The 25737-nt window shown below is 51.5% G+C and carries 32 protein-coding genes and 1 tRNA gene; 26 read left to right on the top strand and 7 right to left on the bottom strand.

Annotated features, from left to right (window positions below; genetic code table 11):
* Position 1 precedes the first annotated feature (1 nt).
* The 13 genes from ACZ44I_RS03115 to ACZ44I_RS03175 all read left to right on the top strand — a co-directional run bounded on the left by ACZ44I_RS03115 (position 2) and on the right by ACZ44I_RS03175 (position 9741).
* A complete protein-coding gene (locus tag ACZ44I_RS03115) occupies positions 2-1231 on the top strand; it encodes an FAD-dependent oxidoreductase (RefSeq protein ID WP_464548845.1) in 1230 nt (409 codons plus the stop codon).
* Positions 1228-1944, top strand: coding sequence for a dolichyl-phosphate beta-glucosyltransferase (locus ACZ44I_RS03120; RefSeq protein WP_464548844.1), 717 nt, complete (start codon positions 1228-1230; stop codon positions 1942-1944). The genes ACZ44I_RS03115 and ACZ44I_RS03120 overlap by 4 nt, the downstream gene beginning before the upstream one ends.
* Positions 1928-2899 carry a lysylphosphatidylglycerol synthase transmembrane domain-containing protein gene (locus tag ACZ44I_RS03125; RefSeq protein ID WP_464548842.1) on the top strand — a complete coding sequence of 324 codons (972 nt, stop codon included), beginning with the start codon at positions 1928-1930 and terminating at the stop codon, positions 2897-2899. The genes ACZ44I_RS03120 and ACZ44I_RS03125 overlap by 17 nt, the downstream gene beginning before the upstream one ends.
* Positions 2886-4880: a DUF2298 domain-containing protein gene (locus tag ACZ44I_RS03130; protein WP_464548841.1), complete on the top strand. Its 1995-nt coding sequence runs from the start codon at positions 2886-2888 to the stop codon at positions 4878-4880. Before ACZ44I_RS03125 ends, ACZ44I_RS03130 begins: the two co-directional genes overlap by 14 nt.
* A 124-nt stretch (positions 4881-5004) precedes the next feature.
* Positions 5005-5373 carry a 50S ribosomal protein L7Ae gene (gene rpl7ae / locus ACZ44I_RS03135; protein WP_292736721.1) on the top strand — a complete coding sequence of 123 codons (369 nt, stop codon included), beginning with the start codon at positions 5005-5007 and terminating at the stop codon, positions 5371-5373.
* A 7-nt stretch (positions 5374-5380) separates the two neighbouring features.
* Positions 5381-5590 (top strand): 30S ribosomal protein S28e, encoded by a 210-nt coding sequence (locus ACZ44I_RS03140; protein WP_211530851.1) that lies wholly within the window; start codon positions 5381-5383, stop codon positions 5588-5590.
* A 5-nt stretch (positions 5591-5595) separates the two neighbouring features.
* The gene (locus ACZ44I_RS03145; protein WP_464548838.1) at positions 5596-5787 is read left to right on the top strand and encodes a 50S ribosomal protein L24e; all 192 of its coding nucleotides are present in this window, start codon (positions 5596-5598) and stop codon (positions 5785-5787) included.
* A 7-nt stretch (positions 5788-5794) separates the two neighbouring features.
* Positions 5795-6244 carry a nucleoside-diphosphate kinase gene (gene ndk, locus ACZ44I_RS03150; RefSeq protein ID WP_464548836.1) on the top strand — a complete coding sequence of 150 codons (450 nt, stop codon included), beginning with the start codon at positions 5795-5797 and terminating at the stop codon, positions 6242-6244.
* Between the two features lie 66 nt (positions 6245-6310).
* The gene (locus ACZ44I_RS03155) at positions 6311-6964 is read left to right on the top strand and encodes a MarC family protein (protein WP_464548835.1); all 654 of its coding nucleotides are present in this window, start codon (positions 6311-6313) and stop codon (positions 6962-6964) included.
* Complete coding sequence (locus ACZ44I_RS03160; RefSeq protein ID WP_464548833.1) at positions 6961-7170, top strand: hypothetical protein; 210 nt, start codon at positions 6961-6963, stop codon at positions 7168-7170. Before ACZ44I_RS03155 ends, ACZ44I_RS03160 begins: the two co-directional genes overlap by 4 nt.
* Before the next feature lies 1 nt (position 7171).
* Positions 7172-7945 (top strand): nitrilase-related carbon-nitrogen hydrolase, encoded by a 774-nt coding sequence (locus ACZ44I_RS03165; protein WP_464548831.1) that lies wholly within the window; start codon positions 7172-7174, stop codon positions 7943-7945.
* 39 nt (positions 7946-7984) lie between these two features.
* The gene (gene thrC, locus ACZ44I_RS03170) at positions 7985-9190 is read left to right on the top strand and encodes a threonine synthase (protein ID WP_464548829.1); all 1206 of its coding nucleotides are present in this window, start codon (positions 7985-7987) and stop codon (positions 9188-9190) included.
* Positions 9127-9741 carry a DUF5803 family protein gene (locus ACZ44I_RS03175; protein ID WP_464548827.1) on the top strand — a complete coding sequence of 205 codons (615 nt, stop codon included), beginning with the start codon at positions 9127-9129 and terminating at the stop codon, positions 9739-9741. The genes thrC and ACZ44I_RS03175 overlap by 64 nt, the downstream gene beginning before the upstream one ends.
* A gap of 82 nt (positions 9742-9823) precedes the next feature.
* Here ACZ44I_RS03175 and ACZ44I_RS03180 read toward each other — a convergent pair whose 3' ends face one another.
* The 5 genes from ACZ44I_RS03180 to ACZ44I_RS03200 all read right to left on the bottom strand — a co-directional run bounded on the left by ACZ44I_RS03180 (position 9824) and on the right by ACZ44I_RS03200 (position 13624).
* The gene (locus ACZ44I_RS03180; protein WP_464548826.1) at positions 9824-10705 is read right to left on the bottom strand and encodes a thiamine pyrophosphate-dependent enzyme; all 882 of its coding nucleotides are present in this window, start codon (positions 10703-10705) and stop codon (positions 9824-9826) included.
* Positions 10706-11860 (bottom strand): pyruvate synthase subunit PorA, encoded by a 1155-nt coding sequence (gene porA, locus ACZ44I_RS03185; RefSeq protein ID WP_464548824.1) that lies wholly within the window; start codon positions 11858-11860, stop codon positions 10706-10708.
* Positions 11860-12120, bottom strand: a complete 261-nt coding sequence (locus tag ACZ44I_RS03190; RefSeq protein WP_464548822.1) for a 4Fe-4S binding protein — start codon at positions 12118-12120, stop codon at positions 11860-11862. The genes porA and ACZ44I_RS03190 overlap by 1 nt, the downstream gene beginning before the upstream one ends.
* Positions 12120-12665 (bottom strand): pyruvate ferredoxin oxidoreductase subunit gamma, encoded by a 546-nt coding sequence (locus ACZ44I_RS03195; RefSeq protein ID WP_464548820.1) that lies wholly within the window; start codon positions 12663-12665, stop codon positions 12120-12122. Before ACZ44I_RS03195 ends, ACZ44I_RS03190 begins: the two co-directional genes overlap by 1 nt.
* A 77-nt stretch (positions 12666-12742) precedes the next feature.
* The gene (locus tag ACZ44I_RS03200) at positions 12743-13624 is read right to left on the bottom strand and encodes a methanogenesis marker 12 protein (RefSeq protein WP_464548818.1); all 882 of its coding nucleotides are present in this window, start codon (positions 13622-13624) and stop codon (positions 12743-12745) included.
* Between the two features lie 38 nt (positions 13625-13662).
* On the opposite strand from ACZ44I_RS03200, the gene ACZ44I_RS03205 reads away from it, so the two are divergent.
* The 3 genes from ACZ44I_RS03205 (at position 13663) to ACZ44I_RS03215 (ending at position 15271) form a co-directional block, all read left to right on the top strand.
* Entirely contained in the window at positions 13663-14598 is a 936-nt protein-coding gene (locus ACZ44I_RS03205) for an NAD-dependent epimerase/dehydratase family protein (protein WP_464548816.1), read from the top strand.
* A gap of 192 nt (positions 14599-14790) precedes the next feature.
* On the top strand, positions 14791-15039 hold the full coding sequence (locus ACZ44I_RS03210; protein ID WP_464548814.1) for a type II toxin-antitoxin system HicB family antitoxin: 249 nt from the start codon (positions 14791-14793) through the stop codon (positions 15037-15039).
* Between the two features lie 4 nt (positions 15040-15043).
* The gene (locus ACZ44I_RS03215) at positions 15044-15271 is read left to right on the top strand and encodes a type II toxin-antitoxin system HicA family toxin (RefSeq protein WP_464548812.1); all 228 of its coding nucleotides are present in this window, start codon (positions 15044-15046) and stop codon (positions 15269-15271) included.
* A gap of 72 nt (positions 15272-15343) precedes the next feature.
* Here the strand turns inward: ACZ44I_RS03215 and ACZ44I_RS03220 are convergent, their stop codons facing one another.
* Positions 15344-16225 (bottom strand): DUF368 domain-containing protein, encoded by an 882-nt coding sequence (locus ACZ44I_RS03220; protein WP_464548810.1) that lies wholly within the window; start codon positions 16223-16225, stop codon positions 15344-15346.
* Positions 16226-16281: 56 nt separating this feature from the next.
* On the opposite strand from ACZ44I_RS03220, the gene ACZ44I_RS03225 reads away from it, so the two are divergent.
* The 6 genes from ACZ44I_RS03225 to ACZ44I_RS03250 all read left to right on the top strand — a co-directional run bounded on the left by ACZ44I_RS03225 (position 16282) and on the right by ACZ44I_RS03250 (position 21125).
* The gene (locus ACZ44I_RS03225) at positions 16282-17469 is read left to right on the top strand and encodes a cofactor-independent phosphoglycerate mutase (RefSeq protein ID WP_464548808.1); all 1188 of its coding nucleotides are present in this window, start codon (positions 16282-16284) and stop codon (positions 17467-17469) included.
* 134 nt (positions 17470-17603) lie between these two features.
* A complete protein-coding gene (locus ACZ44I_RS03230; protein WP_464548806.1) occupies positions 17604-18251 on the top strand; it encodes a hypothetical protein in 648 nt (215 codons plus the stop codon).
* 16 nt (positions 18252-18267) lie between these two features.
* Complete coding sequence (locus tag ACZ44I_RS03235; RefSeq protein ID WP_464548804.1) at positions 18268-19392, top strand: ORC1-type DNA replication protein; 1125 nt, start codon at positions 18268-18270, stop codon at positions 19390-19392.
* Positions 19393-19477: 85 nt separating this feature from the next.
* Positions 19478-20422 carry a methenyltetrahydromethanopterin cyclohydrolase gene (gene mch / locus ACZ44I_RS03240; protein ID WP_464548802.1) on the top strand — a complete coding sequence of 315 codons (945 nt, stop codon included), beginning with the start codon at positions 19478-19480 and terminating at the stop codon, positions 20420-20422.
* A gap of 146 nt (positions 20423-20568) precedes the next feature.
* A tRNA-Val gene (locus ACZ44I_RS03245) sits at positions 20569-20642 on the top strand.
* Between the two features lie 309 nt (positions 20643-20951).
* Positions 20952-21125, top strand: a complete 174-nt coding sequence (locus ACZ44I_RS03250) for a hypothetical protein (RefSeq protein ID WP_464548800.1) — start codon at positions 20952-20954, stop codon at positions 21123-21125.
* Here the strand turns inward: ACZ44I_RS03250 and ACZ44I_RS03255 are convergent.
* The gene (locus ACZ44I_RS03255) at positions 21103-22038 is read right to left on the bottom strand and encodes an SDR family oxidoreductase (RefSeq protein ID WP_464548798.1); all 936 of its coding nucleotides are present in this window, start codon (positions 22036-22038) and stop codon (positions 21103-21105) included. The two genes, ACZ44I_RS03250 and ACZ44I_RS03255, sit on opposite strands and share 23 nt — an antisense overlap.
* 209 nt (positions 22039-22247) lie before the next feature.
* On the opposite strand from ACZ44I_RS03255, the gene ACZ44I_RS03260 reads away from it, so the two are divergent.
* The 4 genes from ACZ44I_RS03260 to ACZ44I_RS03275 all read left to right on the top strand — a co-directional run bounded on the left by ACZ44I_RS03260 (position 22248) and on the right by ACZ44I_RS03275 (position 25585).
* Positions 22248-23513: a UDP-glucose dehydrogenase family protein gene (locus ACZ44I_RS03260; protein WP_464548796.1), complete on the top strand. Its 1266-nt coding sequence runs from the start codon at positions 22248-22250 to the stop codon at positions 23511-23513.
* 130 nt (positions 23514-23643) lie between these two features.
* Positions 23644-23820 carry a hypothetical protein gene (locus ACZ44I_RS03265; protein ID WP_464548794.1) on the top strand — a complete coding sequence of 59 codons (177 nt, stop codon included), beginning with the start codon at positions 23644-23646 and terminating at the stop codon, positions 23818-23820.
* Positions 23821-23842: 22 nt separating this feature from the next.
* Positions 23843-24298, top strand: coding sequence for a hypothetical protein (locus tag ACZ44I_RS03270; protein WP_464548793.1), 456 nt, complete (start codon positions 23843-23845; stop codon positions 24296-24298).
* Between the two features lie 81 nt (positions 24299-24379).
* A complete protein-coding gene (locus ACZ44I_RS03275) occupies positions 24380-25585 on the top strand; it encodes an RNA-guided endonuclease TnpB family protein (protein ID WP_464548791.1) in 1206 nt (401 codons plus the stop codon).
* The last annotated feature ends 152 nt before the right edge of the window (positions 25586-25737 follow it).

The raw sequence follows: 25737 nt of genomic DNA on the forward strand, positions 1-25737 counted from the left end.
CATGCATATTTGCGTAATCGGTGGAGGACTCACCGGGCTTTCAGCTGCACTTCGCCTTTCAGGGAATCATACGGTGACGCTTCTTGAGATGAGCGAAGATCTAGGAGGATGCCTCTCCTCCTATAATCTCCCCGATTATGCTATAGAGTCACTGTATCATCATTGCTTCTCAGGCGATTCCCACCTCCTCTCTCTTCTTGATGAACTTGATCTTCTCCGGGATCTCGAGTGGCAGAAAGGGAGCACAGGATATGTGGAAAATCAACGGATTTACCCCCTTACAACACCCCTCCAGATCGCCCGGTATCCTCTCCTCTCTTTTTTTGAGAAGATCCGGCTCGCCTTCTTTGTCCTCAGGTCCAGATCCGTAGATCGTGAGGAGCTGGATTCCATCTCTGCCCGGGAATACTGTATTGATCGCCTGGGTGAGCGGATCTACTCTTCCTTCTTTGAACCATTGTTGCGATCCAAATTCGGGGATCAGAGAGATGAGGTATCTGCTGCCTGGCTTGTGAGCCGGATTGCGATCAGATCGGATCGCGGCCCCGAAGGTGAGCGGCTGGGGTATCTGAAGGGCGGCTTTATCCGGCTGATCGATGGCCTTCTCCTGCGCCTGAATGCAGGAGGATGCAGGGTTGTGACCTGCCATCAGGTTGTCTCTGCAACTCCTGACGAAGGGGGCTGGATTGTGGATGGCACCCGGTATGACTGTCTCATATCGACCCTTCCTCCACAGGAGACTGCACGAATATGCTCCATCCCGCTCACTCCTCTTCCCTACCAGGGTTCCGCCTGCCTCACCCTTGCTACCTCTTCTGATCCGACCGATGGCATCTACTGGGTCAATATGGGTGATCCTGCACCATATGGGGCGGTCATAACCCATACCAACCTTGTTCCATTTGATCGGTACGGTGAGCATATCGTCTACATTGCCTCGTACTTCTCAGGTGATCCCCCGGAAGACTGCGAAGAGGTCATGTTATCTGACTTCTGCACCAGATTTGAGATCCCGCGTGAGCATATTCACTGGCATCGCCTCAGGATCGAACCATTTGCAGGTCCGGTCTATGTGACCGGATATAAATCAATGATCCCGGATCCAAACCCGGCGCCCGGCCTCTTCATTGCCGGGATGTTCTCTCCTGAGAATTATCCTGAACGGAGCATGGAAGGATCAATCCGGGCAGGCGAGGAGATAGCCCGGCGTGTGATGGAGTGGTCGGATTGACGGGGTGTGAGGTAACAGCGGTCATCCCTGTCTATAATGATCGATCTGCACTCGAAACTGCCATTCCCGAATCTATCCGCAGGCTTGAGGAGATCACCGGTTCTTTCGAACTGCTGGTGGCAGAGGATGGATCAGATGACGGGAGTGCAGAGCTTGTTCTTGAATGGGAAGGGCGTGATCCCCGTGTCCGCCTCCTCCATTCAGATGAGCGGCTTGGGCGGGGAAGGGCGCTCACCCGTGCCTTCCATGCCTCAAAAGGCCGTATCTTCTGCTACTTTGATGTTGATCTTGCCACCGATATGGCTCACCTGAGGGAACTGGTTGATGCAATCCGTTTGGGGTGTGCTGTTGCCACCGGCTCACGCCTGATGCCGGAATCCAGAATCGATCGGGATAGCAAAAGGGAGATTGCAAGCAGGGGATATAACGCCCTTGTCAGGATGATCCTTGGGAGCCGCCTGTATGATCACCAGTGCGGGTTCAAGGCATTCTCACGTGAAAGTCTTGAAACACTCCTGCCATCTGTGCACGCACCTCACTGGTTCTGGGATACGGAACTACTCGTGCTCGCACAACGACATGGATTTCGTGTCTGTGAATTCCCTGTCAGGTGGCAGCAGGGAAAGGGCACAACCGTGAAACTCTCTGATGTAACAGGGATGGGATCAGAGATCCTCAGGCTCAGGTGGCGTCTTTATGCTGAGAAAGATTAGTACCGTTGTCGTCTCTACCCTGATTGCAGTTGCGATCATCGTATTTCTCCTCTCCCGCGTCTGGGACGATCTCCTGATCACAGCAAGGGAAGCAGATCCACTCTATCTTCTTCCTGCTGTTATTATCTGTCTGCTCGCATGGTACCTCAGAGGAGAACGGTACCGCTTTATTCTGATGCGCCTCTCTCTTCAGGTCGGAACCATATTTTCAATAGCCTGCATCTTTGTCTCCCAGACAGCAAACCTGATCATCCCCGCACGGCTGGGTGATCTGATCCGTCTTCTTATCCTCAAACATGAGAAGGGGGCTACTTATACTGTCGGTTTTTCCTCGGTTCTCACCGAACGGGTCTTTGATATTCTCACTATTGCCCTCATTGGTGCGATCGCGCTCCCCTTTGTTGTTGGCCAGGAGCCCTGGTTCTCGATGCTTATTGGCCTTGTCCTTATTCTCGGTCTTCTTTTTGGTATTGTCCTCGTCTTTTCGGGGAAATTCTCATCAGAGAACCGGATACTGGCAAAAGTGATCGAGGTTCTCTCACAGATCCGATCGGTATCCCAGACCCCGCGGGCACTCCTCCTCCTTCTTCTCTCCTCTCTTATCATCTGGATCATAGACTGTCTCGTCTGTATGATGGTTGCTCTGATGTTTGGTGAATCTGTCTCCTTCATGGTGGTCGTGCTTGCGATCGTCATCGGCAACCTGGTGAAGGCAGTGCCGATAACCCCTGGTGGTATCGGCACCTACGAACTGGCGCTTGCGATGACGTTTGAGCTTGCAGGTGTCTCATCAGGAACTGCGGTTCTCATTGCCATTATCGATCATCTCATCAAGAATGTGGTGACTCTTGTCGGGGGTGTTGCCTCGATCTACTACTTCGGCAACTGGACCGTCTCACTCCTGAAACGGGCATATTCAGGAGATATAAAGAAGGAGATCTATGGTCGGCATTGAGGTGCAGATACAAACTGTTCTTCTCTGGATTCTGGTTCTGAAGCTCCTCCAGATCTCTCTCTATCCCTCTCTCAGGGGGTCACTTGGGGATCTTGCATATCCTCTCTCCTATCCCCTCTCGCTCCTCTGCTTCTCACTCATATCCTGGTATCTCGGCTATCTTCATCTCCCGGTAGCCATTGCCGCAGTCTTCTTTGTTCTTCTGTGTGGTCTGATGATGATCCGGCGGGAGTATAGGTGGTCGGATCTGTTGCCGCAGCTTATCTGGGATGGCGCATTTCTTCTTGGCTTTCTTTATATCCTCTGGGTTCGTTTCTGCAATCCGGCGATCTCATTTGCCGAGAAGTTTATGGATCATGCATTTCTTGCCTCGGTTATGAGAAACCCGGTTGTTCCGCCTCTTGATCCCTGGTTTGCGGGTGGTGATCTCTCAGTCTATTACTATCTCGGCCACTGGTTCTCCGGGGTTCTTGGGATTATTGCGGGTGGCGAGTCGTCAGTTGTCTTCAACCTGATGCTCCCAACCATTGCAGGAATGGCTGTTGTATCGGCGGTTGCATGCGGATACCTGCTGCTCCCAAAATACCAATGGCTCCCGGCTCTCATTCTTCTCATCCCAAACCCCGCCGTTCTCTGGCATCTGATCGCTCGCACACCACTTGCCTCGATACCCTGGGAGAGTACCCGGGTTATCGCCGGAACAATCAATGAATATCCCATATTCTCTTTCTTCTGGGGGGATCCGCATGCGCATATCCTCGGTATCTTCAACCAGATCCTCTTTGTCACCCTCTGCCTGGTGATGTACCTCAGGTATGGTGATCTGGATATGAGGGAACGGCTTATCCTGGCTGCCCTCCTTGCCCTGTCACTTGGGACGATGCCCGGACTGAACTCCTGGGATGTCCTCGTCTATGCCCCCTTCTACTGCGGTGTGGCGATTCTCACCGCACTCCGGTATGCAAAGCAGGATCGTCAATCCTTGCTTCCGCTTCTGCTGGTGCCGCCGCTCTCCATTCTTGCCTATGCACCGCTTCTCCTCTCCATCGAGGGCTCAGGGATCCTTGGGATTGGAATGGTACCTGAAGGGAGTGCGATCACCTCGTTCCTTCTCGTCCATGGCTTCTTCATCGGGGTCTTTCTTCTCTATGGCTGGCGCGTGCTGTACCGGTACCCATGGCTGCTTGTTGTTCCGGCAGCAGGATTTGTCGCAGGTTATGGGGCAGCAGGTATTGCCGTATTTACAGCTCTCCTGATCGCACTTCGGCGGGAATGGAGGGGGGAAGATACCCTGGCAGTTGCCGGGCTTCTCATCATCACATTATGTGAGCTGATCTACCTGAAGGACAGCATGGGTGCTGACTATTTCCGGATGAATACGGTCTTTAAATTCTATATGGGTGCCTGGGTGATGATGGGGCTTGCAGCGTCTGTCATCGCCGGCCGATGGCTTTCATCTCTCCAACTTCCGCGCACTATCCCCTTGTCTCTGAAATGGATATGTATCTCCGGGGTGGTGTTCTGCCTTCTCCTGATCCCGGCCTTTATTCCCCTTACCTATGGCTATGGGTCGGGTACCCTTGATGGCGCGGCCTGGCTGGGAGGCCGTCATCCCGGTGATGCGGCCGCAATCCGATACCTCGGCTCTCTTGAAGGCGATCTCCTGATCGTTGAAGCTATTGGAGAAGATTACACCTATGCCAGCCGCATATCGTCCTTTACAGGCATTCCAACCATCCTCGGGTGGCCCGGCCACGAGGTTGTCTGGAGATCAGATGATGGATGGTACAGTAAGCGAATAACAGATGTCAGGACACTCTATGAGGATCCTGGGAAGAGCCCTGCGCTTCTTCAGGAATATGGGATCACCCATATCGTTGTCGGAGCGTTTGAAGAAGAACACTACCAGGTCAACCTCCCCAAAAAAGGTCTCATTCTTCTCTTTGATGAGGGGGGTACAGCAGTCTATCAGGTGGTCTGATCGGTCTTGCAGACGAACCTTTATCCCCCTTCTCTGTGTAATAATATGGTTACGCCAGCATCGGTTCTTATACCGCTGATGAGTGATGAAGGAGGAGCCAGTCTTCTCCTGAATGAGGTGAGCTATGTCAAAGATGTACCAACAGTTTGAAGTCCCCGAAGAGCTTCAGAACAATGCACTTGAAGCACTTGAACTTGCACGGGACACCGGAAAGATTAAGAAAGGATCCAATGAAGCAACAAAAGCTATTGAGCGCGGTATTGCCCAGCTTGTTCTGATCGGCAGTGACGTAGAGCCCGAAGAGATCGTGATGCATCTTCCGCCGCTCTGCGCAGAGAAGCAGATACCGTTTATTTTCATTAACAAACAGGCCGAGATCGGTGCCGCCTGCGGCCTTGATGTCGGATCAGCTGCTGTTGCAATTGTCAAATCCGGCAAAGGCAAGGATATTGTCGAAGAGCTTGTGAAACAGGTTGAAGCACTGAGAGGCTGAGTCTTCTATGGCTGATAATGGAACGCCGGCAGAAGTCATTGAAGTGATTGGTCTTACAGGGATGCACGGAGAAGCATCCCAGGTGAAGTGCCGTATCCTCGATGGCCCAAACAAGGGGCGGATCATCACCCGGAATACATTCGGGCCGATCCGTGAGGGAGATATCCTCATGCTCCTTGAGACGGAACGTGAAGCAAAGAAGCTATCGAGGCGGTGAAGCCGATGGTTGAGAAGTACACCTGCAGTTTCTGTGGAGAACAGCTCGAGCCTGGAACCGGCAAACTCTTTGTACGGAAAGATGGTGCAGTCTTTTATTTCTGCTCCTCCAAGTGCCAGAGCAACTACCGGCTCCGCAGGGTCCCACGCCGCGTCGAGTGGACTGCAATGGGCCGGAAAGCCCGTGGCAAGGAGTGATTTCCTAATGGAGCGCTCCTTTGTGATGGTCAAACCCGATGGCGTCCAGCGCGGACTGGTCGGTGAGATCATCTCCCGCTTTGAGAAGAAAGGTCTGAAACTGGTCGCAGCCCGCTTTGAGGCGCTTCCGGATGATCGTGTCCAGGAACAGTACCGGGAACACCTTGAAAAACCGTTCTTCCCTGGTCTGAAGGCCTATATCACAAGCGGCCCCGTCTTCCTGATGGTCTGGGAAGGAAAGAATGTTGTCCCAATCGTCAGGCTTCTGGTTGGTGCAACCAATCCGGCAGAGGCGCTTCCCGGTACTATCCGTGGCGATTTCGCCATTGATATCGGGAGAAATGTCATCCATGCCTCGGATTCTGATGCATCGGCAGAGCGCGAGATCAAAATCCACTTCAATGACACTGATCTAACCGGATATGCTGCTCTTGCTGAACCGATGATCTACGAATAAACCAGAATCCCTACACACTCTTTTTTCGACCCACAATTGGCTTAAGGGAAGAAGATCTAAATTCTCATGATGGTCGATCTACTGACCTTTATCCTGCTGTCATTCTCATCCATCTTCATTGTCATCAACCCGCTTGCCGTCACGCTCATCTATGTGACTCTGACCGACTCGATGGATGCAGCTGCACGGATACAGGTGGCATATGAGGCGAATCGTGTTGCCCTTATAGTTATCCTGGTCTTCGCTGTAGCGGGGGGGGCGATCCTTCAGATCTTTGGTATATCGCTTGAGGCATTCCGTGTTGCAGGCGGCATCCTCCTCTTTGGCATAGGGATGGAGATGGTCTATGCGAAGACTTCACGGACAAAGATGACAGCGACCGAGAAATATGAGGGGATAGATGCCGATGATATCGGTCTGGTTCCTCTTGCGATCCCGATGATAGCCGGTCCCGGGACGATCACGACCGTCATTGTGCTGATGAACGAGTCACAGGATTTTGGAGTCATAGCAATGGGTGCGATTCTGGTCCTCTGCCTCCTTGTCATTCTGGTGAATTATTATATGATGAAGCATGCTGATATAATCACAAAATATGTCGGGCCGCGGGAGTACCGTGTCATTGGCAGGCTGATGGGTATGATGCTGATCGCAATTGCTGTTCAGTTCGTCATTACCGGACTTCAGCAGGCCTTCCCGATTCTTGTTGGAGGTCTATGATGGTACACGTTGACAGTTTTGATCTCTTCTTCCTCTTCATGGGTCTCTGCATGATAATTGGTGCAGTTATCGTCGGCCTGATGACACTTGGGTATCATATCTCATTTGCTCCGATCGTCCTCTTTGTCATCGCCATGCTGATAGCAATGGTTGCGATCGTTGTTATTCTGAAAGGATATGCCGAGCAGACCGGCAAGGGTGAATAGTGTGAAGATCTGTTGTGCCCAGCTCGGCTCAGTTCCGGAGGCACCAGATACAAATCTTGCCCATGCAGACGATGCCATACGGAGTGCAGTTGCATCAGGTGCTGATCTTGTTCTCTTTCCTGAACAGTATGCAACCGGATGGGATCCTGCCTCAACCAAGTATGCCGAGGAGGAAGGGGGTCCGATCGAGTCTGCCTGGTGTCAGATGGCCGAAGACCACGGAGTCTGGATCGTGGGTTCGCAGAGGACACAGTCACCGGATGGTATCCGAAATACAGCTCTTATTGCAGCTCCTGATGGCTCTGTGCATGCACGCTATGCAAAGACTCATCTCTTCAGGTATGCAGGCGAGGATCAGTATTATATGCCCGGAGACACCCTCTCGGTCTGCTCCTGTGACGGGCTTGTGGTCGGCCTTGCCATCTGCTATGACCTGAGGTTTCCCGAACTCTTCAGGCGGTATGCCGATCTCGGGGTTGAGTGTATGCTGGTTCCGGCAGCGTGGCCATGCAGCAGGATTGATGTCTTCACACTTTTTCTGCAGGCCCGTGCAGTTGAGAACCAGTACTATGTTGCCGGTGTCTCCCCCACCGGAACAACCCCAATCGATCACTACTGCGGAAGATCGGCAATTGTTGATCCCCTCGGAAAAACCCTCTGCAGCGCAGGCGGGGATGAGGGTTGTATTGTAGCAGAGGTGGATGCTGACTATGTTGCATCAGTCCGGAGACGTTTCCCTTTCCAGGATGATGTACGGTATGATCTCAAGGCCTGATACCCTCTCCTTATTATCTTTCGGCTCGAATCTGTAGATATGCATCGTCTCGTCTGTATCCATTGCAAAAAGGAATATCCTCCCGATTCTGTGGTGTATACCTGTTCTGCATGTGGACATCTCCTTGCGGTGGAGTATGATCTGGATGAGATCTCAATCTCCAGATCAGATCTCAAAACCCGACCCCTTTCAGTCTGGCGGTACCGGGAGCTGCTCCCGGTTGAAATTCCTCCGGTAACACTCCAGGAAGGAGGCACTCCTCTCTACCATCTGAAACGGATTGGGGAATCGCTTGGTCTTCCGCATCTCTATGCCAAGCATGAAGGGATGAACCCGACCGGCTCATTCAAGGACCGGGGCATGACACTTGGGGTTTCAATGGCGCTTCAGCTCAATATGAAGATGGTCGCCTGCGCAAGCACCGGCAATACCTCAGCCAGCCTTGCTGCCTATGCTGCCCGGGCCGGGATCCCGGCAGTGGTCCTCCTCCCGGCAGGAAAGGTTGCAATTGGAAAGATTGCACAGGCACTGATGCATGGTGCGCGGGTTATCTCGGTCGCCGGCAATTTTGACCGCACCCTCGAGATGGTCCATGAGCTCTGCATCTCGCATGGGATCTATCTTTTAAATTCTGTAAACCCCTATCGGCTTGAAGGGCAGAAGACGATCGGATATGAGGTGATTGATCAGCTTGGATCTCTTCCTGACCGGCTTGTCCTTCCTGTTGGGAATGCCGGTAATATCTCAGCTGTGCATAAAGGTCTCACAGAGTGGCAGTCACTCGGCTGGATTGACTCCCTCCCGATGATGACCGGTATCCAGGCAGAAGGGTCAGCCCCGGTTGTCCGTGCAATCAAGGGCAATCTCCCTGAAGTCGTACCTGATAAAAACCCGGACACTGTCGCAACCGCCATAAGGATTGGTGCTCCGGTCAATGGGGAGAAGGCACTTCGGGCAATCCGGGAGACCGGAGGCCTTGCCGAATCCGTCACCGATGCAGAGATCCTCTCAATGCAGCGGGATCTTGCACGGATGGAGGGGATCGGGGTCGAACCTGCATCTGCGGCATCGGTTGCCGGGATAAAGAAACTGGTAGAGATGGGTGCAATCGATCCGGATGAACGAATCGTATGTGTCGTGACAGGCCACCTGCTGAAAGATCCAGAGACGGTGATTCAACAATGCAGTCCACCAACCGAGATAGATGCCACCTTACCTGCCTTGCTCTCTGCCTTGCAGCTCTGATCCTGGCATCGCCTGCCTTTGCGCAGAATGCCACGTTCTCGATTTATGAGAACGCCAGTGGCTACTCTGCTTCAGTGGAAATAACCGGTGCAGATAGTTACCAGTTCACAGAACCCGGGTACCTTGGTGAGGCAGTTCCTATCTCCGTCCGTGAGATACGGGTTATGGGTGTTTACGGCGAGGTCTCCTATGATGAGCAGAGGAATTCTGTGATCACCTTTCCAGAGGGAGATTATATCATCGCATATGAAGGGGATCTCGATGGCAACTCGTTATCTGTTCTCTTCACAAAGCCGTATAATGTGACGGTATATCTTCCGGATGTCTATTTCGTAGACAATCCTCTCCTTGGCTATGTAAGCCAGGGGGGAAGTGTGCTTGTTGGGGAGAACCAGACAACAATCCTCTGGGAGAGTACCCGGTATGCTGAGATCAGGTTTTATGACGAACAGCGGTTTGTGATCCTCTCTGCATTCGGGACGATCTGGGTTATACTCATGATCATTCTGCTCTTTGGCTACTATTTGATGCGGGTGGCATCCCGGGAGTAGGCTCTCTCCCTCTTTGTTTTTTAGGTTCTCCCTCAGTATGTTCTATTTTTGAGGGGATTGTGGCGAAAGAGATAAAAATAGGTTAGAGATCGATTCCAAACTTTTCTGCATTTCGATCAGCGATCGCCTGTATTTTTGCGATCTCTTCTTCGTTCCTCTGTGGTTTGAAGAGGTGGCGGAATCGTTTCTGGACAGAGAGGTATTCTTCGACTGGTTTTCGTTTTACTTTCTTGGCTTTCTTAACAGTGCCATCAACCATCTCGTAGTTGACCCAGAGTCCTGTCTCAACCGCCAGTTTGCCGACTTCAAGGGTCTTACTCCCCTCAAAACCCCATCCAGTGCAGCAGGGGGCATGCACCTGGATGTAGCAGGCACCTGGTGTGTTGACTGCAGTTTCGACCTTCTTCATGAGATCGGTCGGGTATGCCATGGTCGCTGTTGCAACATAGGGTGCACCATGGGCAGCAAGGATTGCAGGAACATCCTTCTTCTGATGCTTGTTTCCCATGGAACAGGATCCCGCCGGGCTTGTGGTGGTGCTGGCATCAAAGGGTGTTGCACCGGATCGCTGGATGCCGGTGTTCATGTACGCCTCATTGTCATAGCAGATATAGGTGATATCGTGGTTCCGCTCAAAGGCGCCGGAGAGGCAGAGCATCCCGATGTCGACGGTTGCTCCGTCCCCCCCGATGATAATGACCTTCTCCTTTCTTCCCTGTCTTTTCAGTGACGCTTCGACTCCTGAGGCAACCGCACTTGCATTCTCAAAGAGGGAATGAATCCACGGAACCTTCCAGGCAGTCTCAGGGTAGGGTGTTGAGAAGACCTCAAGGCAGCCGGTTGGAGAGACAACGATGGTGTTTTCGCCTGCCCCTTTCAGGATCATCCTGACTGCACTTGCTGCTCCGCACCCTCCGCAGGCACGGTGGCCGCACTCGAACAGCTCTAATGTTTTATCAACCATTTACAACAACTCCTCGCGCAGTCCATAGAACATATCGCCTGATCCCTTCTCGGCAAGATCCACGATTGCTTTGATATCCTTCTTCCGGATGTCCCGTCCTCCGAGACCAAGGACGTACCCAAAGACATCGATTGATGAGCCATAGAGTGCATCCCTCACCTCAAGTGCAACTGCACCTTTTGATCCAAGAGAGACATTCTTGTCAAGCACCGCAACAGTTTTGATGTGGGAGAGAGCGCTTGCAATCTCCTCGTCAGGGAATGGCCTGTAGCAGCGGATCTTCAGGAGTCCGACCTTTTTACCATCGGCACGCATCTCATCGATTGCGTCCTTGACGGTTCCGCAGATCGAACCCATTGCAATGATGGCTGTCTCTGCATCTTCAAGTTTGTAACCCTCAATGAGTCCGGAATAATCCCTTCCGAACTGCTCTTTAAAGAGAGAGCCATATTTCCGGATCGCCTCTTTTGTACGGAGCATCGCCCGCTGGTTCTCGTACCTGAATTCAAGGTAGTAATCCGGCGTTGCGTACATTCCAAACGATATCGGGTCCTTTGCATCGAGTTTCTGGTATGGGTTGAATGCCGGGAGGTAGGCATCGACCTCCTCCTGTGATGGCATGTCAACCGGCTCATAGGTGTGGGTAAGGATAAACCCATCAAAACAGACGAATGCCGGGAGGAGGATCTCGTGATCCTCACAGACTCTGTATGCCAGAATATGGAGATCAAGTGCCTCCTGGTTGTCTTCTGCATAGAACTGGATCCAGCCTGAATCACGGAGTGCGATTGAGTCCTGCTGATCATTCCAGATTGAGAGTGGTGCGCTCAATGCGCGGTTTGCGATCGTCATCACGATCGGAAGGCGCATCCCTGCAACATTGAAACAGACCTCAAACATCAGGGCTAGGCCCTGTGAGGTGGTTGCCGAGTAGGTGCGGGACCCCGCAGCAGATGCACCAAGACAGGCGGAGAGTGCTGAGAACTCGCTCTCAACACAGATATATTCAGACTGAAGACGACAGTCAGCCACCATCTGTGCGAGCGCCTCGACGATATGGGTCTGGGGAGTGATCGGGTATGCGGCGATCACTTCCGGACGACAGAGCCTTGTTGCCTCGGCAACTGCGTGTGATCCCTCAAGTATCTCTTTCATTATTTCTCCTCCTTTTCCATCGTGATCGCATCTCCGGGACACTCTTCTGCACAGAGGCCGCAGCCTTTGCAGTAGTCGAGATCTGGAATATACTCTTTCTCTCCCTTCACCTCGATACAGCCTTCAGGACAGATCAGCGTGCAGATCCCACAGCCGGTACATTTGTCCTTTGTAAAGATCGGGTAGAAGACTCGCCAAGAACCTGTTTTGTTGTCACGCCCTCTGCCGGGCCGGGCAGTGCATCCGATATTGAGCGGCATTATGCGCTGCCTCCTTTAATCATCTCATATGCCCTCTGTGAGGCCTTGATATTCGTATCGGCGAGTTTGCCATCGAATCGTCCGCGAAGTGCGTCTTCCAGTGCGGAAAACTCAATTTCACCGGTTGCGGCGGCAAAAGCACCCATCAGGGCAGTGTTTGTGATCGGAAGCCCGATCTCTTCGAGTGCGATTTTGGTTGCATCGATTGTAATTGTCGAAACACCCTCAGGAGCAGAATAGCCGCCGGTTTTTTCCGTATTGATAATGGCAATTCCTCCCGGTTTCATTCCTGCAAAGACATTGATGTCCGCAATCAGCGTGCTGTCCTGCACGATGATGTAGTCAGGTTCGTACACCTGGCTTCGGAGCCGGATCTTCTCGTCACTAAACCGAACAAACGCCTGCACCGGAGCGCCACGCCGTTCGACACCAAAAGCAGGAAAAGCCTGGGCAAAGACTCCGCCCTGAAACGCGGCAACTGCGATGAGTTCTGCCGCGGTGACGGAGCCCTGTCCTCCTCTTCCATGGATGCGTAATTCTCTCAAGAAAAACCCCATATAATCTTACACGATTAATCATATATAATTACGGCATGGGGGATTCAAATTCGGTGAATGACTTTTCAGATCATATCAAAATTGACCGGGATTCCGAGAATCTCTCTTTTTCCTCGGGCAATATCCCTTGCAATCATTGAGAGCCCGCGTGCTGCTGCCCATTCGTCATAGATGGAAATTTCATGTCCAATGAGGGATCGCACCTCTTCTGCTATCATCGGAGCGCAGGATCCTGCAAGTGCTACTAGCGCATCTTTTGCAAGGAGGAGCATGGATGCGATCTCCATTGCGGCAAAGAGTGCCACTGTTTTCATCTGAAGATCGATTGGCATGGTATAGCTGACCCCTGCCTGCATGAATGCCTCGTTTGCGGTCTGCTGGTGGCTGTCGATCCGCCGTATTGCATCGACATCGAGTGCTCCATGGAGGGTGCCGGGGGCAAAGATGCAGGCATCGAATGCTCCGATGATTCTTTTGTTTTTTACAAGGAGGGTGACGGTATTTGAGCTGGTATCGGAGACAACAAAGGTCCCGCCCAGATCCTGTGAAACCAGGTACGCAATCCCGATCTTCTCGGGGCTCGTCTGATGTGAATAGATCTTGAATCTTGGATCGGTATCAGACCCACGGTGAATCCCCGGTATTGCAACTGCCGGAATGCCGGATCCCGCGACCTCGTCAAAGACACGTGTGCCGCCGCCGACATGCTCGCCTGCCCCCTCCCGGGTTACAATTCCGCGGTTAGTGAGGTTTTGAACCGGGGTTATAGCGGTGAAATTATCCCCCATCGAGTAACAGAGTGCGATCCCCTCTATCTCATCAAGGGGGCAGAGCCGCATGAGATCATGGATTGTAAAGGATCTTGCCTCACTCCGGCTCATTTTAAACTCGGCGCTCTCAGATGCAAACCGGATTGCTGTTGTTCCGTGATCGATGCCGATGAACATACCGGTACTTAATTGTCTGGCCAACCTATTAGTGTATAATGTTCAGTGTCGTGACCGGTGGTGCCGGATTTATCGGATCTCATCTTGTTGATGCGCTGGTTGAGCGGGGAGATCGTGTCTGTGTGATCGATTCGCTCTCAGCAGGGAGCCGTGAGCATATCAAAGGGCATATCGATTCGGGAAAGGTTGAGTTGATCGAAGCCGATCTTCTTTCCGGCGATTGGCAGGGTGCCTGCAGGGGAGCAGATCGGATCTTTCACCTTGCCGCTGATCCCGATGTCCGGGGGAGTGCGGCACATCCGTTCCCTGTATTCGAAAATAATGTCACTGCCACTATCCACGTCCTTGAGGCGATGCGGGAGCATCAGATACCTGAGATCGTCTTTACCTCCACGTCAACTGTCTATGGCGAGGCATTGGTTATCCCAACACCAGAGGACTATTCGCCGATGGTGCCGATCTCGGTCTATGGTGCAAGCAAGCTCGCGTCTGAAGCGATGATCTCGTCGTACTGCCACACCTACCAGATGAAAGGATCGGTCTTCCGGTTCGCCAATATCATCGGTCCCCGGAGCAACCACGGGGTGATCTTTGACTTCATCAGGAAACTCAAGAGTAACCCGGAGAGGTTGGAGATCCTGGGTGACGGAACCCAGACTAAATCTTATCTCTCGGTTGCTGCCTGCGTGGACGGGATGATCTATGCCTCAGAGCATGGGCCTGATCTGTATAATGTCTATAATATCGGTTCTGATGACTGGATCGATGTCGTCTCGATAGGAGAGATCGTTGTCTCCGAGATGGGACTTACTGATGTTGAATTTGCCTTCACCGGAGGGGATCGCGGCTGGGTCGGGGATGTCCCGAAGATGCTCCTCTCTGTTGAGAAGATTCAGGGGCTTGGATGGAAGCCGGGTATCGGATCTGAGGCTAGTGTCCGTGAGGCGGTTCGGGCTGGGCTGTCTGAATTGTGATTGTGTAATCTCTGTCCCAGACAATTCCCATTTTAACCCTCATCCCTGACCATAATTCTCTATCCCAGTCGGAACGTATGGTGGCTACGTATAATGAGTAATTACACGTCGATGGAATACGACTCATGCAAAGATTGTATATAAATAAAAGAAATATGATATCAGAACAAGCGTGAGGCTCAGGAAGATACAATGTCCGAATACATGCTCTCAATTACTATCAGGAAACTTGATGAAGGGGGATACCTGGCAACAAGTGACACTATTCAGGGACTTATTGCTCAGGGAAGGACCATCAGTGAAACCATGGAGATCGCTCAGGATGTCGCCCGCAAACTGTTAGAATCTTATCTTGAACATGGTGACCCACTGCCAGAACATCTTGTTTCCTCAACAAAACTAATTAAAAATGTTAAGATTCCTGTCATGGTAACGGTATGATCAAATGACCAGGCTTCCTTCACTAACCGCCCGTGAAGTTATCCGAAAGTTAAAAGCTTCAGGTTTTGTATTTGATAGACAGGCAAAAGGGAGCCATGAGATCTGGTATAATCCTGTTACAAAACGAAGAACCGTTGTTCCAAATCATTCCGGTATGGATATTCCAAAAGGTACTCTGCGGGCAATCATTCATGAAGCTGGGTTGACTCTAGAGGAATTTGCGCGATTATAAATCCACTTTTGGATAAAAAACCATTGGTGCATCCAATTCTTTTATATTCTGGATGAAGATTCCTGCCTTCCCTCATTTTTTGTGAACAATAGTATCCCTCTTTTTCCGCCTCATCTGCTCAACTGCGGCGATCAGGATGACGCCAGTCGTACACGCGATGAGAACCTCTGGTGTGAATCCCCCGGCCTCCCCGATCCGCTCAAACAATGTCCGGGTCGATCCGAGCATCAGGCCGGTCAGGAAGGCGAGCAGAATGGCGGTATAATGATCCAGGAGGTACCGGAGCGCCCGCGAGAAGAGGAGGATGCCTATTGCCCCTCCTGCGATGAAGGTGACGATCTCAGGGAGTGAGATCTCCCGGATTGCCTGAAGAAGATACTCATACTGGCCGAGGATGAGGGTGAGGTATGCACCTGATATCCCGGGGAGGATCATCGCACAGAGGGCGATCATGCCGGTTAGAAAGATCATCGGGAGAGAGTGGCCAAATGATCCGGGGGGGATGCTCCCGATCAGGTATCCGACACCAAAACCGACACCAATGAAGATGATGGCACTTTTTCTGGCAGACTCGATCTGGATTGCGATCGCAACGGCAGATGCTACGATGATCCCAAGAAAGAGCCCGAATGCCTGGCCCGGCCAGGTCTCAAGGATATGCAGGATCGCCCGTGACATCAGGAGGGCGGCGGTGCCGATCCCGGCAAGCAGGATGATCAGGAAGAGCGGATCGGCTGCCTGAACATCATCTTTGAACCCTCTAATATCTCCCCGTAGAAGCCGGATCGCGGTATGCGGGCGCACAGCGGCTATTGCATGGACGAGCCGCCCGTAAATGCCGGTGATAAATGCCATGGTGCCGCCGGAGACGCCGGGCACGATGTCGGATCCGCCCATGATGAGGCCGCGGAGAAAGATTCCGGCTGCTTCACGGATTGAGATGTCAGGTTTCACAGAGTAGATCATGTGCGCTCAAGAGACTATTAATGATACTCCCGGCAGATCTACTAATGATGCATCTGGAGGAAGTAGAGGGAATGAAGAGGAAATGCCTCCTTATCCTTGGGGATGGGATGGCAGATGAGCCGATCGAAGCACTTGGTGGGTTGAGCCCGCTTGAGTATGCCTCGACCCCGAACATGGATACCATTGCCCGGGATGGAACTATGGGCCTGCTGGAGACAGTACCTCCGGGTTTTGAACCGGGATCTGATGTTGCGAATCTCTCTGTCCTCGGCTATGATCCGGCCCTCTACTATACCGGGCGCGGTCCGCTGGAGGCGGCTTCGATGGGTGTTGCGCTTGCAGAAGGCGATATCGCATACCGTTGCAACCTGGTGACGATCCGGGACGGGGTGATGGAGGATTTCTCTTCCGGTCATATCTCAAGCTCCGAGGGAAAAGAACTCTTTGTCTCGCTTCAGAAGGAGCTTGATGACGTAACCCTCTACCCGGGGATCAGCTACCGAAACCTGCTCGTCTTTCATCATGGGAGCGGGGCATCCTCCACCCCTCCGCATGATATCGTCGGGCAGCCGATCGATTCCTATCTGCCGACAGGAGCAGATGCGGATATCCTGCGTCATTGCATGGAGGTCTCAGCAGAGGTCTTTGCCGGCCACCCGGTGAATCTGAAACGAATTGAGAAGGGACAATCTCCTGCAACCTCCATCTGGCCATGGAGTGGTGGGCAGACTCCGAAAATTCCGTCATTTAAAGAACAGTACGGGAGATCCGGCGGGATGATCTCAGCAGTCGATCTCCTCTTTGGAATTGCGACAATTGCCCGCATGGAGGTGATCAGGGTTCCCGGAGCAACCGGGTATCTCGATACCGATTATGAAGCCAAGATCCGGTATGCACTGGATGCGCTGAAGCGGCTTGATTTCGTGTACGTGCATGTCGAGGCTCCTGACGAAGCCGGGCACCTCGGGAGCCTTGAAGAGAAGGTGAAGGCGATCGAGCGGCTGGATGAAGTAATCGGCATCGCGCTTGCGGAATTTGATGGCATCATTGCCGTTCTCCCCGATCATCCGACTCCGCTTCGCGTAAAGACGCATACCTCCGATCCTGTTCCCTTTGCGGTCCTCGGAAAAGGGCAGGATGAGTGCGGGAGCTATTCGGAGCGGGAAGCCGAAAAGGGCTCATACGGGCTGATCAGGGGGCCGGAACTCCTGCCTCTTCTCTTTTCAGAATAGGTGGCATCAGATCCCTGCGTCATCATCCGGGATGTCAGCGGGGGTAACTCTCATCATCTGCCACTTTTCTATGTGCGTTTGGATGGGATGGTTCTTCCGCAAACCATATTCCTCTGCGGGGGGATAGTGATTGTATGGGTACACGCAGGCAGATGACGATCGGCATCACGATCAACCTGGATAATTACGAGAATATCAGGTTTGATGTGGCCGGTGAGGTGGAGTCGGATGAGGATGCCACAGAACTCATCGCATTTCTGGATGGTGTGCTCTCCGGTATCGGGCGTGATGATGAGGCGACGAGAGAGCGCGTCGATCATTACCGGAGCCGGGTCTTTGGCTCTCGTCTCCGGGATGAGCCTCCATCGGAAGAACTGACTATCGGTATTGCTTCATGTCCGGTTCCCGGGGATGAATCATATAGTGAGGAGGAGCCGGATCGCGATCTCTCCGGCGTGGATACACCCGAGCCGCAGCCTCCATCACCTGATTATCCGCCTCTGGAAGAGCCGGATTCCGGGGAGAAATCGGAGATTGGGACGGCGGTGCCTCCTGAAGACACTATCTCCCCTGTTGAACCGGAGCCCGTCCCGGAGGCTGCATCTCCTGTTGATCTGGCATCGTCACCAGAGGGTGCTGCTCCTCCTGCCAGTAGGGCATCACCGGCCGGTAAGCCCTTTGTCTGTGAAGCCTGCGGCGCGGAGGTGAACAAGGTCCAGCATGATGTGAGCCATCTCTTTATGAACAAGACCCTCTGTAAAACGTGCATGAACCGGTCGTGACCGGGGGCTGGTATTTTTGACAAAGAAGCTGCTGATGTGGGATGAGACCCTCTTCCGGGATCTGACGGTCTTTGAGATCGATTTTGTTCCAGACGAGTTCCGGTTCCGGGAAGAGCAGCTTTCTGCTCTCTCATTTCAGATCCAGCCAGCGCTTCGTGGGGGTCGGCCGCTCAACTCCCTCTGCCGTGGGCCCCCCGGGACCGGGAAGACCACATCGATCCGGAAACTCTTCGAGGAGATTGAGGAGAATACGAAAAAGATTGCCTGTGTCCATGTGAACTGCAAGATCGACAACACCCGGTATGCGATCCTTGCCAAGGTCTATAAGCGGCTTGCCGGACATCAGCCGCAGCCGACCGGGACCAGCTTCAAACAGGTCTATGATGCGGTCTGCCGCCTCCTCCAGAAAGAGGATCTGACGCTGATTATCTGCCTGGATGATGCAAACTACCTGCTCTATGAAAATGAGATAAACAATGTCCTCTATCCTCTGCTCCGTGCACATGAGGAGTATGAGTCGGTCCGGGTGGGAGTGATCGTGATCTTCTCGGATATGGATGTTGATTTTTCAAAAGTCTTTGAGATCCGTGTAGCCTCAGTCCTCCGGCCGACCGAGGTCTTCTTCTCTCCCTATTCTGCTTCGGAAGTGGAAGAGATCCTTAGAATGCGGGTGGGTCAGGGGTTCTATCCCGGTGTTCTGTCCGAGGAGATGCTCCAGCTTGTTGTTGATCAGACGATGCGGGGCGGAGATCTCCGTGTCGGTATCGATCTTCTGAAACGGGCCGGTCTCCTGGCAGAGCAGGATGCGCGCCGTTCTGTCTGCCGTGATGATATCTGCCGTGCCTATGAGGTCTCAGAACGGTTCCATCTCGTCTCCCTCATCAGGTCGCTCCGGGATGATGAAAAAGCAGTTCTCCGCGTGATCGCTTCAATGTCAGAGGGGGAGTCGGGGATGTCCGCGGGGGAGGTACATGTTCGGGTGAAAGAGGAGATGGGGATCGGCTATACCCGGTATTATGAGATCGTTCAGAAACTGGACACGATCAGGCTGATCAATCTGGATTACCGTGCGGGCCGCGGCCGGACCCGGGAGATTGGCCTTCGTTTTGAACCTGAGATGGTGCTCGCAGAGCTTGGGTAGGTTTCAGATGGCTTGGATAGTTTTCAGATAATTTGGCAACTCTTATCTATTCTCCCCAACTCATAATTGATGCTAGAGGGATTGTATGGTTAGTGTAAATGAACTTGGATTGGATCTTTTTGAAGAGCTTGTAGAAATTTCAGATCTCCTGAATGTCGCGTACCACGAACTGGATAATGGATCACGGATCGTCGACTGCGGTGTTTCGGTTCCGGGCGGGTATGGTGCCGGTGAATACTTCACCCGTATCTGCATGGGTGGACTCGGCGAGGTCTCGTATCGCATGGGTGAGATCGGTTCCTTCCCCCAGCCTTTCATTGATATCAACACGGATTTCCCCGCGATCTCCTGTCTTGGTGCACAGAAGGCCGGCTGGACGATCAAATCCGGGAACTACTTCGCAATGGGGAGCGGTCCTGCCCGTGCTCTCTCACTGAAGCCGAAGCATACCTATGAAGTGATCGAGTACGAGGACGAGTTTGATGTTGCTGTCATCTGCCTTGAGTCGGACGTCCTGCCAAACGGTGACGTGATGGAGAAGATTGCAGAAGGCTGCAATGTCGAGGTTGAGAATGTAGCAGCTGTTGTTGCACCGACCTCCTCGATTGTCGGCTCGATCCAGGTCGCCGGCCGCTGTGTTGAGACCGCAGTCTACAAGCTGAATGAACTTGGCTTTGACACCAAGAAGATCATCTCCGGGTTTGGAACAGCTCCAATCCCGCCGGTACGCGGCCCGAAACTTGCGATGGGTGTTACAAACGATGCCACCATCTACCACGGACGGATCTGCCTGACGATGAATGCGCCTGAGATCAAAGATTATCTCGAAAAGATCCCAAGCAACACATCAAAGGGATATGGCAAGCCATTCAATGAGATCTTCAAGGAAGCCAACTACGACTTCTACCAGATCGACACCTCACTCTTCTCACCAGCAGAAGTGGTGATCAATGAGCTTTCAGAGGGTGTAGTCTACCACGTAGGCAAGGTCAACCCTGAAGTGACCCTGAAATCGTTTGGGTTACTCTGAAGTGGGTGTTCTGGTAATGAGGGGAGGGTCTTCCCCTTTTCTCTTGCCAGTTTATCACCGCGAATTGTTCAGATGGATCTTCTCAACGAGTGCATCTGATCGGCAGGCTTTAAATCAAAAAAAAAGCAATATATTCAGGAACAACAGGGCTTGTGGTCTAGCTGGTTATGACGTCGCCCTTACACGGCGAAGATCTCCGGTTCGAATCCGGACAGGCCCATCATATTCTTCGTTCTTTTCGTGATTCGCTGTCGTAAAGGTCGTTATTTGTAACTCGGATATCGAAACATTCGTTTTAAGCGCATTTATCGCAGTATCGAGGAATCGAGATACGTTAAAACCTTCTTTCTTGATGAACTCATGATGATCAGGATCTATACTGAGAGTGATCCTTTTCCGTATTCTCTCCGTTAAAGGGCATTTTTCCGATTTAGCCTTTGTTTTCATTTCCTTTTCTCCTGTGCGTACATGTGCGTACACATGCGTATACGAGGATCTGTTGAGATATAAGGAGACGACTCTGCAATCAATGGAGATGATTGAGGAGATGGTTCTTTGTCTGGTGGGTGAACCGGGATGTCTCCTGATTGTTGGAGGTGGGATGAGAGATTGGGTAAAAAGGAAAAAATTCCGGATATTCTCCGAAGAGTTCTTTGATATTAGAAAAAGAGATGTCTTGACTATAACTCAATATGTTCCCTAAACCACGCCACTGTCTCTCGCAATCCCTCTTCAAGCGTATATTCGGGAGCATAGCCAAATGCCGCCTTCGCCCGTGAGATGTCGGCGAGTGAGTCCCTGATATCGCCTTCGCGCGGTTGTTCATAGATGATTGGTTGATTGCTGCCCGTGATCTCCATAAGGGTTTCTGCCAGTTCACTAAGGCTGATCCTTCTTTCACAGGCGATGTTGTAGACGCCGGTTGCATCACTCTCCATTGCTTTTCTGTTTGCCTGGACGACATCTGCGATGAAGGTGAAGTCCCGTGTCTGCTCTCCATCCCCGTAGATGGTTGGGCTTTCGTTCTTCAGGAGTCGTGTAATGAACTTCGGGATAACAGCGGCATACTCGGATGCCGGATCCTGCCGCGGACCAAAAACATTGAAGTACCTCAGAAAGACCGTCTGGATGCCATAGAGTTCGGTGAAGACTTTTCCATAGTACTCATCAGTCAGTTTTGTGACAGCATAGGGGGAGAGTGGGTTTGGCGGCATGGTCTCAACTTTTGGGAGAATGGGGGTGTCGCCGTAGACAGATGAGGATGAGGCGGCAACGACTTTCCGAACGCCGTTTTCTTTCGCTGCGACGAGGAGCTGGAGGGTGCCGGTGATATTGGCTTCGTTTGTGGTGATTGGATCCTTTACCGAGCGGGGGACTGAGGGTATTGCTGCCTGGTGGAATATGCCGTCCATGCCTTCTGTAATCTCGTGCATCAACTCTGGATCGGTGATGCTCCCGTTGATGATGGTGACGTTCTTATGGTCTTTGAGATGATCGATGTTCTCTTTTCTGCCGGTGGCAAGGTTATCTAAGATTGTGATCTCATGGCTGTCTGCGAGATGGTCGGCGAGGTTTGATCCGATGAAGCCGGCACCGCCGGTGATGAGGTAGCGCATGGGTATTCTATTGATCGGGGTGGATGATGAGGGTTGCTTTTTGGATGGGTTTTATTTCTTCAGGGTGCTCATTCTACGGGTCAAACTATCGGTCTGGCGGTCTCTTCTGAATAGGTGGCAGTCCCTTTGTCTGGGAAAAGACGGTATCTACAAATAATAATCTCCCGGATAGTATGGTAGTGAGTACGAGTAATATTCGGTGATTTGCTGTGAAAATATCAATTCTTGGAACCGGCTATGTCGGTGCGGTGACCGGTGCCTGTTTTGCAGAGCTTGGAAATGAGGTCACATTTGTCGATATCGATCCCGCAAAACTCGATTGCATAAGAGCCGGCCGCTCCCCTATCTTTGAACCTGGGCTCGATGAGCTGCTGACAAAGAATCTTCATAGAATCTCAGCCACTACAGATACTGCACAGGCCATCCGCGACACGGACGTCACCTTCATCTGTGTTGGGACACCCTCGAACCCGGATGGCTCAATCGACCTTCGTTACATCGAATCTGCGAGCCGGGATATCGGGCGGGTGCTCCGGGAGAAAGAGGGCTGGCATATTGTTGTGATGAAGAGCACGGTAGTCTCAGGAACGACGAAGGGAATCGTTCGTTCGACACTTGAAGAAGCATCCGGCAAAGAGGCATTCCGTGACTTCGGGCTTGCGTCAAACCCAGAGTTTCTTAAGGAGGGATCAGCGCTCACAGATGTCTTCTCTCCTGATCGGATCGTGATCGGTGCAGAAGATTCACGATCTGGTGAGGTCCTTGAGACCCTCTATACCACCTTTGACTGCCCGAAGCTGGTCGTGGCAATCCCGGTTGCCGAGATGATCAAGTATGTGAGCAATGCATTTCTTGCAACCAAGATCAGTTTTGCAAACGAGATCGGCAACCTCTGTAAATTGATGGGTATTGACACTGCAGAGGTTTTCGCCGGGGTGGGGCTGGATGCCCGGATCAACCCGGCCTTCTTCAGATCAGGGATTGGGTTTGGCGGCTCCTGCTTCCCAAAAGATGTCCGGGCACTGATCGCACAGGCCGAGGCTGCCGGTCTTCATCCGAAGATTCTTTCGAGTGTTATTGCAGTGAACGAAGACCAGCCCTTACGGCTCCTTAATCTTCTGAAGAAACATATCCCGGATCTCAAGGGGAAGAGGATCGGGGTGCTCGGCCTCGCCTTCAAGCCGGATACCGATGATATCCGGGAGAGCCGTGCGATCCCAATCGTCTCTGCACTACAGGATGCGGGTGCAGACGTGATCGCCTATGATCCCCTGGCCATAGCACACTTCCAATCACTCTTCCCGGAGATTTCCTATGCCTCGTCTGCTGATGAGGTGCTCGAAAGTGATGCTATCCTCATTATAACTGAATGGAAGGAGTTTGAAGCACTCGATTATACGGGGAAGCTGGTAATCGATGGCAGGCGGCTTCCGAAAGCAGCGATTGGATCGATCTATGAGGGGGTCTGCTGGTAATTCGTGATTCGGTCTTGTATCGTAACCAGGCTCTTAATTGGAACGAGGGTCAAAGCGAGTAGACAGTGAATTTTTCCAAAGAATTATCTGGTTTCTCTATGATATATGAGTTAGAAGGAGCAGGAGAAACATGACGGAGAAGAAATTCAATCCCGAAGATGTAATCGGGAAACCCTACAGGAGAGGGATGTTACCCTACGGTGGGGGAGTTGCCAGAGGTAGGATCTCGTTTGCGGTGAGTGAGGAAGAATACCTCGAAGATATGAGGCGCCTACGATCGGTTTTGAATACCCCTTCCGATCGCTGAAAGGCATCACCTGCAGGAATACATGACCAAGCCAACTATTTTTCTGGATACACCGATCTTCTTTACCTGCGCTGAAGAGACGCGATCAAGAACTACTCTGCAACATGCTAAAAATGCCGGGTATTTGATTCAAACCTCCATATCGGTTCTTGGTGAAGCCTTCATCCAGATGCATGAACACGAAAAAGGGCTTGAGTATATCACCAGTATGAATCAGCTCCTTGATGAATGGAATATCACAGTTCTTTTTCCAAATGATTCTGTCCGGATCCTCTGCTTCAAGATGGGAGAGGAAGAAGTTGACACCCGGATGATCCGTGAGCCGACCGATCGCACCCACCTTGCCTATGCGATGGCCTATCACTCAGATTTTTTTCTGACATCAGATCGAAACCTGATCAGATACAGGATTCCATCCTCTCTCGAAGCGATCGGGTTCTCAAAACCCGCCTGCCTGCCACTTGAGGATTTCAACTAAAATGGCAAGGAGTCCCCTTCCTTTAGGTAGGGGAGGAATTGCCTCAGATACCTTTATATAGTCACTTGAAAATTATACTATATGCAACAAGTGAAAACCATTCCGTTAAAGTTGTATAATTACGGGGGAGAGTTAAACGCTCTCGTCCAAAGTTATACATCAGGGATGAACTATGTTTCCACTGTTGTATATGAACATGGTAAGCCTATGGGTTCTGACAAAATCCAAAAACGGGTTTATCAGGACGTACGAAACCTCGGATTACTCAGCCAGATGACCTGTAATATCTGCCGCCAGGTAGCAGGAACCTACAAAACCTTGAAAGAACAGATTAAAACAGGTCAGGCAGAATGGCAGGAGATCCAATACCGTCCCACAAATGTAACCTTCTCATATAGGCGGGATTTTACTATCACGAAAGAATGGGTAAGCATCACCACATTGGATGGTCGAAAAAAATATCCATTCCACATGTATTCTTCTGCCGAACAGTATTTTGACGGTTCATGGGAATTTACCGCATCGAAACTTGTTAAACATAAAGACGGCTATTATTTCCATCTCTCCGTATCCAGGACCATCCCCGATCCCCCCGAATTGGATACAGCATCCACATTCATGGGGGTTGATGTTGGAATGAACTGGTTAGCCGTCGTCAACACCACAGACAACAAATGCAGGTTTTTCTGCGGTGGAGAAGTCAAGAACCTCAAAAACATCTATTCATCCATGCGAGCAAGGTTACAAGCCAAAGGCACTTTATCTGCAAAACGAATGTTGAAACATATATCAGGTAAAGAAAGACGGCTCATGGCAAATATGAATCATAACGTGTCCAAAGAGATTGTTCAGTTTGCACTCGATAATAATGTTAATTGTATCGGATTAGAAGATTTAACAGGCATCCGTACAAACACCATCCACAAAACCCGTAAAGAAAACAGGTATCAGAAATCATCGTGGTCATATTATCAGTTACACTTTATGATCGAATACAAAGCGAAAACCGCGGGTATTCGTGTCGAATATATTGACCCTCAATATACTTCGCAGACATGCCCACGATGTTATCACATTAACAAATCGAACCGTAATGGTTTGTCTTTTACGTGTAAATGTTGTGGATATACGTTACACTCTGATCTTATCGGTGCAAGGAACATCGAATTGCGAACACGTGATTCCAGGTATATCCTGGAATCACAGGGGTGTGAAGTCAGCCACCCAGACGAGTGTCCTGAATTTTTGCAGAGCCTCAAGCCCCGTCCTTTAGGGCGGGGTAGTTGACAAATGAGATGCTCATGAAGGTGCGTGATCTCTCATATGAATGGGATACAACAAGAAGTTCTGTCAGGGGGATCGAGTGATGGAAATGATGCTTTATAATAGTATATCTGCTCATGAACAGTCAGATCGTGAACTGTCATATCCTTCACCAT

It is taken from the genome of Methanocalculus pumilus (genome assembly GCF_055382585.1).